This is a genomic window from Methylobacter sp. sgz302048 (genome assembly GCF_052162025.1).
In the GTDB taxonomy this organism is placed as follows: domain Bacteria; phylum Pseudomonadota; class Gammaproteobacteria; order Methylococcales; family Methylomonadaceae; genus Methylobacter.
Window position 1 is genome coordinate 2,941,609 of the sequence record NZ_CP197401.1, and the last position, 12,595, is coordinate 2,954,203.

Consider the following 12,595-nt stretch of genomic DNA (forward strand, 5'->3'; position numbering starts at 1 on the left):
GTTAAACTGACTGGCATCCTAAATCCGGATGCTTTTCAAGTCAATCCGGGAATTCCCTATATTCCGTCAGGAATTGTCATCCCCATTGGCGGCCGCCAGTACCTGTTCGGCGTATTTATCGGCGCCGGAAGGCAGCGGCGCTGACGATGATTTGATCCAGGCGACGATATCGTTCCATAGAATCGGGGCCTGCCGGTCACGCAGCAGCATGTGATAACCGTTTTCATAAAAGGCGACCCTTTTTCGCTGCTGACGGGTTTGCAGAAAATCCTGCAGAAAGCGGTAAGTAGGCTGTTTTGGCACAATCTCGTCTTTATCGCCATACAGAACCAGCGTATCGGCTTCTATCTGCTTGGCGCTGTGCAGTGCTATGTCCATCAGGTCGGCCAGGCCGGACATCGCTTCCACACGCGTGGCCTTAATGACCATCGGATCGCGGCTCAGCGCTCTGAGCATCTCGATATTGTCGGACGGCGTGACTTTGACGACGCCTTTGCCGGTCAATGTCAGCCAGGGCATGGTATGCGACAGCGCCCATAATAGCGTCTGCTGATACCAGGGCATCGTTTCCCGTCCCCAGACAGCCGGCGCGGCCAGAATCAATCCATCCACGGGCGTTTTCAGGGAACGCGCCATGGTCGCGATGATGACGGCCCCGCCCATGCTTTCGCCCAATAAGTAAACCGGCAGCCCTGGATGCTTGTTCCGGATCAGCCGCACGAATAAGTCCAGATCCTGCACATAGGCATCGACGCCACTCCATAAGCCCCGATGCGGGCTGCCGCCGAAGCCGCGCTGGTCATAGGCGTAACTGATAATGCCTTGCTGCCGGAAAAAATCGCCGGGCTGCTGCAGAAAATGACTGTAGTCGTTGAAGCCATGCAGCGCTATCAGCACCGCCGACGCCTTGCTATGCTCGGGCAGCCATTGCCTGAGCGGTAATTCAATGCCATCGGACGTTACATAGCGGTTTTCCAGTATTTGTCCGCCATTGAGGACATAGGGGCCGGGTTTGTAAATCCTGGGAGTACAGCCTGAAAGAAAGGGGCAGGTTGAAAGTAGCGTCAGCATCAACATAGACAAACTGAGCGTTGAAGGGAAAATAAGGCGTTTTAGCATGCGGAAGATTTACTACGTTATTTTGTTACTGCGTTTTTAAAAATCAATGGGATCGTTCTATAGAGGGCTAACCGGGGCACAAGTTGCAATAGAGACTCAGACAAGATGACGACAATATTAGGAGCACTTTTAAATACAGAAACTTGCAACATAAATTAAATGTTGAATATTTTTTCCGGTGCCGCAACGATTGCCGATTCAACGGATGTAAGAGCGCTTCGCTGCCTTGCCCCTGCTCAGCCATAAAAACGGAATAAGCCGGTTAATGAAGGGGCGCTTCCTGTCCAGGCATCGTCTGAGTCTTTTGTATCGGCAAATACAAAACGCTTCCATTCACTCCGGACACCCACCATGCTCTTTCAATGCTAGACTATGCAGCTGTTGAAACTGAGCTCTGTATGTCACTGACCTCTTTATCAAATTATTTTATCGCCCGCAATCACTCAGCGCCATGCCCTTAACATCGTTTCATCCCGTTATCGCCCAATGGTTCAAAGCGCATTTCAATGAGCCCTCGGACGTGCAACGTCAGGCATGGCCGGCCATACGCGCCGGCAATTCCACGCTTATCGCGGCGCCTACCGGATCGGGCAAGACGCTGGCGGCGTTTCTGGCCGCCATCGACCAGCTGGTGCAGCAAGGGCTGGAATCGCCGCTGCCCGATGAAACGCGCATTCTCTACATCTCGCCGCTGAAGGCGCTGTCGAACGATATCCACAAGAATCTGGAAGAACCGCTGAGCGGCATCCGCGAGGGCCTGGCCGCCTTTGGCCTGCCCGACGTGCTGATCCGCGCGCAGACGCGCACCGGCGACACCTCGCCAGCCGAGCGCCACGCCATGAAGCGCTGGCCGCCGCACATCCTGGTCACGACGCCGGAATCGCTGTATATCCTGCTCACATCGGATTCGGGGCGCGCCATGCTCAGCACCGTACGCAGCGTTATCGTCGATGAGATTCACGCACTGGCCGGCAGCAAGCGCGGCGCGCATCTGGCGCTGTCGCTGGAGCGCCTGGCGCAGCTGACCAAAACGCCGCCCGTGCGCCTCGGCCTGTCGGCCACTCAGAAGCCCATCGAAACGATAGCGCGCTATCTGACCGGCACGACAGCAACCGATTGCACGATTATCGATACGGGCCACGTGCGCCGGCGCGACTTGCAGATCGAAGTCACCGGCTCGCCGCTGGAAGCGGTCATGGCAGCCGAAGTCTGGGGCGAGATCTATGACCGGCTGGAGGCGCTGATCGGACAGCACCGCACGACGCTGATCTTCGTCAACACGCGGCGTCTGGCCGAGCGCGCGGCCGCGGCCCTGGCCGAACGACTGGGCGATCAGTACGTCACGGCACACCACGGCAGCCTCGCCAAGGAACACCGGCTGTCGGCCGAACAGCGCCTGAAACAGGGCTCGCTGAAAGCATTGGTCGCGACCGCATCGCTGGAGCTGGGCATCGACATCGGCGACGTCGATCTGGTCTGCCAGCTCGGCTCGCCGCATGCGATCTCGACTTTCCTGCAACGGGTCGGGCGCTCCGGCCACCGGCTCGGCGCCGTGCCGAAAGGCCGCCTGTTTCCGCTATCGCGCGACGATCTGGTCGAATGCACGGCCATGCTGGCTGCGATTCAGCGCGATGAACTGGACCGCATCCTGATACCCGATGCGCCGCTGGACGTGCTGGCGCAGCAGATTGTGGCCGAAGTCGCCTGCCGCGAATGGCAGGAAACCGAGCTGTTCAAAGCCTTCGCTGCTGCCTGGCATTACCGCGAGCTGAGCTACGAGCCGTTTCTCGACGTCGTCAAAATGCTCAGCGACGGCTTCCACACGCAGCGCGGCCGGCGCAGCGCCTACCTGCACCGCGATGCCGTCAATGGCCTGCTGCGGCCGCGCAAGGGCGCCAAGTTGACTGCATTGCTGAATGGCGGCGCCATTCCCGACCAGTTCGACTACGATGTGATCATGCAGCCGGAAAGCCTGTTCGTCGGCACCCTGAATGAGGATTTCGCGTTTGAAAGCCTGCCCGGCGATATTTTCCAGCTCGGCAACAATTCCTATCGCATGCTCAAAATCGAGCAAGGCCGCGTGTTTGTCGAGGATGCGCACGGCCAGCCGCCCAACATTCCATTCTGGTTCGGCGAAGCGCCGGGCCGCAGTGATGAACTGTCGCAGGCCGTATCGGACCTGCGCGCAACGCTGGACGCCAAACTCGAACTCGGACAGGAAGCGGCCTACCGTTATCTGGCCGACGAACTGCAACTGCCTGCCGCCGCGGCCGAGCAGCTGCTTCTGTATCTTGCCGCCGCCAAGGCGGCGCTGACCGTATTGCCGACGCAGCAGCGCATTGTGTTCGAGCGTTTCTTCGATGAAACCGGCGACATGCATTTCGTCGTGCATTCGCCGTACGGTTCGCGCATCAACCGGGCTTGGGGACTGTCGCTGCGCAAACGCTTTTGCCGGCGCTTCAACTTCGAATTACAGGCCGCAGCCAGCGAAGACAATATCGTGCTGTCGCTGGGGCCGACGCACAGTTTTCCATTGGAAGAGCCCGCACACTATCTGAAAGCCGCGACCGTCAGGGACATACTGGTTCAGGCGCTGCTGGCCGCGCCGATGTTTCCGACGCGCTGGCGCTGGGTTGCTAACACTGCCCTGGCCGTGCCGCGCAACCGCGCCGGCAAGAAAGTCCCGGCCTATTTCCAGCGCAACAACGCCGAGGACCTGATCGCGGTGATCTTTCCCGATCAGCTCGCCTGTTTTGAAAATATCGCCGGCGACCGCGAAGTGCCCGACCACCCGCTGGTCAACCAAACCTTGTCCGATTGCCTGCATGAGCTGATGGACATCGACGGCCTGGAACGCCTGCTGGCCGGCATCGAACAGGGTACGGTCAGCATTGTTGCGCGCGAACTGGCCAGCCCTTCGCCGCTGGCGCTGGAAATCCTGAACGCGCGGCCCTATGCGTTTCTGGACGATGCCCCGGCCGAGGAACGGCGCACGCTGGCCGTGCAACAGCGCCGCTTCATGGATCCGCAAACGGCCGCCGAAACCGGCCATCTGAATCCCGAAGCGATTGCGCGCGTGCGCATGGAAGCCTGGCCTGAGGCGCAAACGCCCGATGAACTGCACGATGCGCTGGTCGTGCTGGGCTTTCTGACCGAAGCCGAAGGCAAACGCGGTTCGCTGGCAGTGCAGCAGGACTATTGGCCTAAGCTGCTGGAAACGCTGATGAAAACCAAGCGCGCAACGGTCATGACTATAGCCGATGATACGCGCCTGTGGGTCGCGGCCGAACGGTTGAAAGCGCTGCAATGGGTTTTCCCCGATGCCGGGATCGACCCGGTAATCCGGCCTGTGGATTCGAACGAGGCCGCAGACCGGGAAAGCGCGCTTGTCGAAATCCTGAGCAGCCGGATGGAAGGGTTGGGGCCGGTTACGGCTGCGCAGCTGGCCGCATCGATGCGGCTCGATGCATCTGAAATTGAACTCGCCCTGCTCGCCCTGCAGCAGGAAGGCGGCATCATCCAGGGCAAGTTCACGCCGGGCACCGAAACCACGGAATGGTGCGAGCGCGGCTTGCTGGCCCGCATCCACCGTTACACGCTGAAGCAGCTGCGCAGCGAAATCGAACCTGTCGCGCCGGCTGACTTCATGCGTTTTCTATTCCGTTGGCAGGGGCTGGACGATCCGGGCGCCGGCGAGGCCGCGCTGCAACAGCGCTTATTGCAGCTGGAAGGTTTAAGCCTGCCGGCGGCCAGTTGGGAAGCCGATATTCTGCCGGCCCGCATCAGGCCCTATGCAGCGTCTGATCTCGATAAGCTGTGCAGTGCCGGCAAAATCAGCTGGCTGCGCCTGCACCTGCCCGTCGGTGCCCTAAAACGCAAGAGCCCGGCCGGCAAGACTACGACCTTCAGTTTCATTGCCCGCGCACACCTGCAGCACTGGCGCGCCTATTCGCCATTACCCGATATTGAAACGCTGGAGTTGTCGGGTAAAGCTCAGAAAGTCCATGATGCGTTAAAACAATGGGGCGCCAGTTTCTTCGAAGAACTACTCAGCGAAACCGGTCTGCTGAAGTCGCAACTGGAAGAAGCGCTGGCCGAACTGAGCACCTGGGGCCTGGTCACGGCCGACAGTTTTCAGGGCCTGCGCACGCTGATCACGGAGCAGAAAACCCAGCACCGGCTCAGCCAGCGCTATTCATTCTACGATCCGTTTGCGGAGGCCGGCCGCTGGTCACTGATCCGCCGGCATACAATAGCCGAAACGGAGCGCCATCAGCATTGCGAGCATATTGCCCAGGTTTTGCTGCGCCGTTATGGCGTCGTGTTCCGGAAAGTGCTGGAACAGGAAAACAACCTGCCGAGCTGGCGGGAACTGCTGTATGTGTTCCGGCGCATGGAAGCGCGCGGCGAACTGCGCGGCGGGCGCTTCGTGCAGGGCTTTGCCGGCGAGCAGTATGCGCTGCCAGAGGCGGTAAGCGTTCTGCGCGAGATCCGCAAGCAAGCGAAACGCGGCGATCTGATCGCCATCAGCGCCGCCGACCCGTTGAATCTGACCGGCATCATCACTCCCGGAGTGCGCTTGCCGGCGCAGGCAGGCCGGCGCATTCTGTACCGTGACGGCGTCCCGATAGCCATCGGCGCTCAGGGAAAAATCAATTTTCTGGAGGACGTCGAGCCGCAAGACGAATGGCAGCTCAAGAATGCCTTATTGCGCCGGCGCTAGAAGACATAAAAAAGCCATCGCCGGACATGCCGGCGATGGCTTTTTGTTTAACAAGGCACCGGATTTTAACCCGGCGCTTCCCGGTTACACCGTTACTGTTGCTTCGTCAGCTTGCGCAGGTGTTCGAGAATGAATTTCCGTTTGGCAATCAGCGTATAGCTCAACAGACCCAACAGGATACCGTTGAACAGTCTGCCAATGGCCGAACCTTCTTCAACAGCCGGCGCGGATGCTGCAGCCGCTTGTTTAGCAGGCGCTGCTGTTGTTTGTGCAGGAGCGGCTTTTTGATCGGTGACGCCTTTCACTTCAGGCAAGCCCAAGCTGCGCCATGCATCATAGTCCTGCCAGATTGGATAGTTCTTCTGCCAGAAACCTTTGGTGAAATAAGGCGCAAGGCTCATGCCATGCGATTTGGGAATGCCTTTCTCATCAAGAAAGTCTTTATAGACCACCAGGCTGATATCGCCGCCCTCGCCCGTGCCATTGGTTGTAAAGGACTTCTCGACGTGGTCGTGGAACATCCAGATGCCCTGGCCGAAACTATGCAAGCCGTCATCGACGCCGCTCAGCTCCAGGTCAATCCGCTGAGCCGGAACCATGCCGTGCACGTCACGCGTAATATACGAATCGGGGCCGTTATCGACGCCGTCATAATGCGTGATGGTCGGTTTGTGCCCGTGAATGTGCATGGCAAATGCTTCGGTATGGCCATTTAAAATGCGCAGTTTGACTTTCTTGTCCTGCTCCATTTCGATCAACGATTCCCTTAGTGTGTAAGGGAATGAACGGCCGTTCAGCATGAAGTAGTCGTCGGTCGCGTCGGTCACGTCGTAATCGACGTTCAGATGTTTCGCGATCAGGCGCGGATCATTGGCTGACCGGGCGACAATTTCATGCAGTTCCTTGTCTGCAGACTGATAATGCAGGTCGTATTCCCGGGAATATTTTTCCAGGACTGCCACTGAGGGATGACGAACCTGGCCGTTGCCAACGTTGAAAGTTTGCACCCAGTTGTTCGGGCGGTTTTCCTCAATAATAAACATCCCCTGCAAGCCCATAGGAATATGCGTATGGGGCTGGACATGGCAGTGATAATACATGGTGCCAGGCTGGCGCGGCTTAATCACATAAGTTTTGGTTTCTCCCGGCATCGTATCCATGTTGCTGGTCTGGCCTACACCGTCGTTGCCATGGCCGCTATGATCCATAAAAGGGTGATCAATGCCGTGCAAGTGAATGGAATGCGGCAGGTAATGCGTATTTTCCAGCACCAGCCAGATGACGTCATCCTGTTCGACGCGGATAGCCGGAGACGGCGCACGCAGCAGCGGATTGGCCTGGGGTTCGTACAAGCTCAGGGTCGACATATCGCGTGTTTTAGGTGCGAAAACCCAGAAAGTCGGTTTTATGCCCGGTGCTATGTCAAACTGGGTAGTCAATTCAGTGCTGTCAGGCGAATGACCGTTCAACTCGATAACTTCGAGTTTGATAACAATCTTGTCAGGGTCGCCGTCGCCGTCCATATCGTCGGACATGGTGATAGCGTCGGCAGCCAGTTGGGTTTCCATTAATGTTTGCATGGAAACGCCGTTCGTGCCTTTAACAAAAGCGGCGATATCGGCAGGGTTGTCAGGGTTGCATAATCGCGACTCCTGTATCGTTACCCCATCAATAACCTGTTCCTGGCGCCATTCTTTTGGCGTGAAGTCAGAACATACCTCTTCCACCTCTCCCATTTCAACTTTGGCCGAAGGTGGTAAATCATTAGCTGCCTGTATCCAGGGAGGCATAAGGAGCATCGCTGTGCCCCAACTAATGGTAAGAAGTTTTTTACGCATAGGATGACCTCGGAAAATTACACTTATAAAATAACTAGCCGCTATATAAAACGGAAAGAATACTAAAGCAACTATTTTAAACGAATATGGCGCAAAATTCTTTCTTAACGCCCGAATAAAATAAAAATGGCAATGGTTTCAGGATTTTGTGATGGGTGTATGAATGACGATCAAACCATTGAGGTGTAATCTGATAACTGCATAGTGGGCTTTAGAGGACAGACTATTTATTCTCTATTAATGATTGATTACCCGCTTGGCCGGCATCAAACCGACGTTGCAACTTCTCTCTCATCCTTAATAAACATTCGCTACTTTACACAAGACATCTGGTCAGTGCCTGTCGCATCGTATTGACAGAGACTTCGACTCTGACAGTTAAAAACAGTTCCCACTCAACACCTAATTCAATAAAAGAAGCTTACCAGCCCGTCAAGAAATTAACCACTATAATTTTAAGGTTATTTTTATCCTGATCGGCTCTGTTTTTCTGCTTTTTTATCTCAAAAAGGGCGAATTTCTCTGTTTTTAGTCGTGCAACTCAATCGGAGTCCTGGTTTCTATGAACCGATAAGATCAACTGAAAGGTGAAAAAGTACGATATTAAGTTTTCAGACTTTAATACCACATGCCGCCTATTCGCCAGCGCGGCCTGCGTTGAACTCTCTGCACATGCAGAGGAATGGTAAGCAGTCTGGATTCATCGGAAGCATCATTGGATGGGTTTTTGCTTATTTTGAAATGAGACTTTAGCTCTCTCATTCGTTCCTCAGTCGCGGGATGCGCTCTCAGCAGGGACGGTTCAGGTGTTCCGTGTCCAGCCAGGAACAACCATTCGAATAAGCCTGCACCGTAGTATTCCATCTTGAATAATGCGCTTACCAATCCGTCAGGGTCGCCTGTCAGATATACCGCATGCGTATCCGCCTCGAATTCGCGCACTCTCGGCAGCGCAAGTTGCAAAAGACTGTTGATAATCGGAGCAAAAAGCATCATGACAATCACTGACCAGGGCACTATGACGCCGCCCAGAAAAAACATCGGCAGGTTGATCAGCAGCAATAATTGGCCAAAAGTAGACAACAAACTGGTCATTCGGCTGAGCATGTCGGCGATGCTCAGCACCTGATTGTCATTGTTGCCGATATGAGTGATTTCGTGAGCCAGGATGCCGATGAGTTCGCGCCGGCTCAACGTACGCAGCAGGCCGTCAGTCAGGACGATGCAGGATTTGTCGTGATTGCCTACGCTAAAAGCATTCATGGTACGGCTGGGCACATAATACAGTTGCGGCACGGCTCCAAGCTTGGCATGCGCCGCCAATTCCGAGACCAGCTGTTGTAAACCGGGAATCTCATCATGAACGATCGGCCGCGCCCTGTACAGTTTAAGGATAATTCCCGGCATAAATTTGATGCCGATGAGCAACAGAACTGCGCCAACAGTCGCCGCCCATTTCAATCCTTCCATACCCCATAACAAATAACTGACAAGGGAGATCAGGAACTGCATTGTGACGTATAAAATCAACGACTGAAAAAAATTGCTCAGGCGGTGATGATTGAGCTGTTTTTGCTCCCAGATTGCTTGCGTATTCACTGTTTCATCTCGCTTTTAAGTAGGTCTGTAATTTCTTCTCTGTTAACAACTTCTTTTTCTTGCAGTAGATTCGCCAGTTTGTCCAATACCTCTCTGTTGGTTGTAATCACTCCGCGGGCGCGCGTTTCAGCTTCTTCGATCAGCGCCATGACCTCGGTATCGATAATTCGAGCTGTCTCATCACTGAAATTGCGGACTTCCGGTGTTTCTGCCTCCAAAAACTGCAGTTGCTGCCGTTTGCCGTAGGTCAACGGTCCCAGTTTTTTGCTCATGCCCAGACTGCAGACCATGTTGCGGGCAATCTCGCTGGCCCTTTCCAGGTCATTCTGGGCGCCGGTCGAGATGTTGCCAAAGATGAATTCTTCTGCGACGTGTCCGCCCATCAGAATAGCTAACTGATCCTTGAGCTCATCTTCGGTGGACAGAAACTTTTCCTCGACGGGTAATTGCAGCGTAAAGCCCAGGGCCGACACACCGCGAGGGATAATGGAAATTTTATGCACCGGCTGTCCGGTCGGCACATGCTCGGCGACCATCGCATGCCCCGCTTCGTGGTAAGCGACCCGGCGCTTTTCGTCGGGACTGAGGGCGCGGTTTTTCTTTTCAGGTCCGGCCAATATGCGATCTATAGCCGCTTCGAAATCTTCCATTTCAACTTTGTTATGGCCGACCCGGGTCGCTATGATCGCCGCTTCATTGGCAATATTGGCAAGGTCGGCGCCGACCAGCCCCGGCGTGCGTTTGGCGATGATCTCGATATTGATGTCATCAGCCAGAACCATATTTCGAGTGTGCAGCTTCAGAATTTCGATGCGGTCCTGCAAATCCGGTTTATCGACAATGATCTGGCGATCGAAGCGTCCGGCGCGCAGCAGCGCCTTATCCAGAATTTCGGGCCGGTTTGTTGCCGCCATGACGACCACGCCCACCGAAGTATCAAAACCGTCCATTTCGGTCAGCAACTGGTTCAAGGTTTGTTCACGCTCGTCATGGCCGCCTATCATGACAGGCCCGCTGCGCGACCGGCCGATGGCGTCGAGCTCGTCGATAAAGATCATGCAGGGGGCTTTGTTGCGTGCCTGCTCGAAAAGATCGCGAACCCGGGCTGCGCCCACTCCGACAAACAATTCAATGAATTCCGAACCGCTGATATTAAAGAAAGGCACGCCCGCTTCCCCGGAGACCGCCCGTGCCAGCAGCGTTTTACCGGTGCCGGGCGGGCCGACCAGCAATATGCCTTTGGGCATGCGCCCGCCCAGTCTTTGTATTTTTTCCGGCGATTTCAAAAACTCGATGGATTCCTTCAGTTCCTGTTTGGCATTGTCGGCGCCGGCCACATCGTCAAAGGTGATCTTGGGCAGCGTATCCTGATGAATACGGATTTTATTGCCCAGATTCAGGAATTCCCTTTGTCCGCCGGTGGTGCGGCGAATAATCCAGGACCAGATAAAAACGAATATTAAAATCGGGATGACCCAGTTGAACAAAATATTGGTCAGCCAGTTCTCTCCGCTTCTGACTACATATTCGACGTTGTTTTGCTCCAGCAAATTAGCCAGATCATCCTGTAATAGCGGAATGGTCATGAAAGGCCTGGACGGCTCGCGCGGATCGTCCGATTTAATCACGCCGGTAATATAGCGGTCGGTAACAACAGCCTTTTCAACCTTTTTTTCTTTTACGTACTTCAGAAACTGGCTATAAGGGATTTCATCCCGCTGAATTTCCTGGATGCTGTTAAACAAAGACAATAACACTATGAAAAACAGCGCCAGGTAAATGATTCTTCGCTGTTTGGAGTCGGGCGTTTTTTCGTCGATGGGTTTATGAAGCTCAACCTCCGGCTTTTCCTTGGAGAGTGAGCCGGAACCGGCCATTAGCAAATCCTTCAAATAGTTGTATAACTTATTCAATAGATTTTTAATGCTGTTTACCGGCTTATCCATTGTACAGTTCCTTCAACCTAAACGTTGTATTAGAAGCGGCACAGTTTTAATGTGGGACGGCCTTGGCCGCCAATCGATAGATACTTGCCTGTCCATGAATCTGAAGCATGTCAACAAATCCGCTCCCGTATCCGAAAAGCCCTTTTGGCGATAGAGAAAAAATAACTTTCAATCGTCCAGGGAACTCTATTAATTTGGTTATACAACGGCTTATCCCCATCAAAGAGCAGTCACACCTTAATCAGGCATATTTTACATAGCAATCTGGCTGCGCTGCCTCCTCCGCAAAATCGTTCGCATTTGTGGATTCAAGCACGGCAATAACCTCCTCACAGCTGATCGTATCTTTATCAGAGTCGATAATGTAATTGGCCAGCTTGGAAATTGCTTTCCAGTTTTCATAGTCGTTTATGAAGTCAAAGGCGACATTAAACAACTCGTCCAGTTTCTCATCCTGCCGTTGTTTACTGGGGGAGTAACTTTGTAAATATTCATAGACCGATGCGATATCAGAACGTCCGCCATAATTCTTCAATGCGTTTAAATTGACCAGACGATGATTGAATAGCTCATTATCGGCATCAGCAATGTATTTGGCTTCGGCAAGAGGACCAATAAGCAGATTAACGATGTCTGCCTCGAAAGCCGTGACATAATCCTTCATTGCCTGAGCCATGTCGTCATGTCCAGCCAATTTATCCAGAAACTCATCCATGGAATAAGGCAATGATTGAATTAACCGTCCGCCTTCCACTCTGGCAATACAATCATCATGGGCGATGTGATAAACGTTTTTAGGGCCTTCCGAAACCGCTCCTATATCCTTGAACAAAATCTGAAAGAAAACCGGAGGCAGACTCTGGGCCTTGTTGTTCAGATAAATTGCCGCTGCATGCCCGGCTTCATGGAAAGCGACGCATTGCTTGTGTTCTGTGAGTTTATTGTCAAAACTGGGAACGTCAATTATTTTGTTTCGCTTCATATTGAATACCATGTTTAGGAGATTCCGTGTGTTCATGCATCACTTAATGTGTTTGGTAAAAAGACTAAGGAAGTAAAAAACTCCGTTTCAAAAAGCTACTCCGCATCCTGAAACCAGTAGAAACATTGATTTTTAATTTCCTCTTCGGATTCAAGCCAGTCTTCGAGTTCGTGTCCTGCTGCAAAACCTCTTTTTTCGGCTTTGGAATAAGCGCGTTCTGCCACCATTTCCTGAAACGTATCAGGGTTGATAGCTGTCTTGGGCATGTGTTGCATGGTTTTGCAATCATCTTTCATCTTTCTTCCTAAAGTGCGAAGAAATATTCATTGGAGTCTATTCTATGAACAGACGGAGTTGGCAACAATCCGTACAATTACCTAGCAATTAC

At 53.7% G+C, this 12,595-nt stretch carries 7 protein-coding genes; 1 reads left to right on the plus strand and 6 read right to left on the minus strand.

From position 1 onward, the window contains the following. Nucleotides 1–66 precede the first annotated feature (66 nt). Nucleotides 67–1,119 (minus strand): alpha/beta hydrolase, encoded by a 1,053-nt coding sequence (locus ACTNE6_RS13295; protein ID WP_228779148.1) that lies wholly within the window; start codon nucleotides 1,117–1,119, stop codon nucleotides 67–69. Between the two features lie 451 nt (nucleotides 1,120–1,570). On the opposite strand from ACTNE6_RS13295, the gene ACTNE6_RS13300 reads away from it, so the two are divergent. Continuing rightward, nucleotides 1,571–5,842, plus strand: a complete 4,272-nt coding sequence (locus tag ACTNE6_RS13300; RefSeq protein WP_442497078.1) for a DEAD/DEAH box helicase — start codon at nucleotides 1,571–1,573, stop codon at nucleotides 5,840–5,842. Between the two features lie 92 nt (nucleotides 5,843–5,934). Here ACTNE6_RS13300 and ACTNE6_RS13305 read toward each other — a convergent pair whose 3' ends face one another. The 5 genes from ACTNE6_RS13305 to ACTNE6_RS13325 form a co-directional block, all read right to left on the minus strand. Further along, entirely contained in the window at nucleotides 5,935–7,680 is a 1,746-nt protein-coding gene (locus ACTNE6_RS13305; RefSeq protein ID WP_194970727.1) for a multicopper oxidase domain-containing protein, read from the minus strand. 618 nt (nucleotides 7,681–8,298) lie between these two features. Further along, complete coding sequence (locus ACTNE6_RS13310) at nucleotides 8,299–9,279, minus strand: zinc metalloprotease HtpX (protein WP_442497079.1); 981 nt, start codon at nucleotides 9,277–9,279, stop codon at nucleotides 8,299–8,301. Further along, complete coding sequence (gene ftsH, locus ACTNE6_RS13315; RefSeq protein WP_442497080.1) at nucleotides 9,276–11,225, minus strand: ATP-dependent zinc metalloprotease FtsH; 1,950 nt, start codon at nucleotides 11,223–11,225, stop codon at nucleotides 9,276–9,278. Before ftsH ends, ACTNE6_RS13310 begins: the two co-directional genes overlap by 4 nt. A gap of 241 nt (nucleotides 11,226–11,466) precedes the next feature. Then, nucleotides 11,467–12,207 carry a hypothetical protein gene (locus ACTNE6_RS13320; RefSeq protein ID WP_442497081.1) on the minus strand — a complete coding sequence of 247 codons (741 nt, stop codon included), beginning with the start codon at nucleotides 12,205–12,207 and terminating at the stop codon, nucleotides 11,467–11,469. A gap of 95 nt (nucleotides 12,208–12,302) precedes the next feature. Further along, on the minus strand, nucleotides 12,303–12,503 hold the full coding sequence (locus ACTNE6_RS13325) for a DUF2934 domain-containing protein (protein ID WP_194970723.1): 201 nt from the start codon (nucleotides 12,501–12,503) through the stop codon (nucleotides 12,303–12,305). Nucleotides 12,504–12,595: the final 92 nt, after the last annotated feature.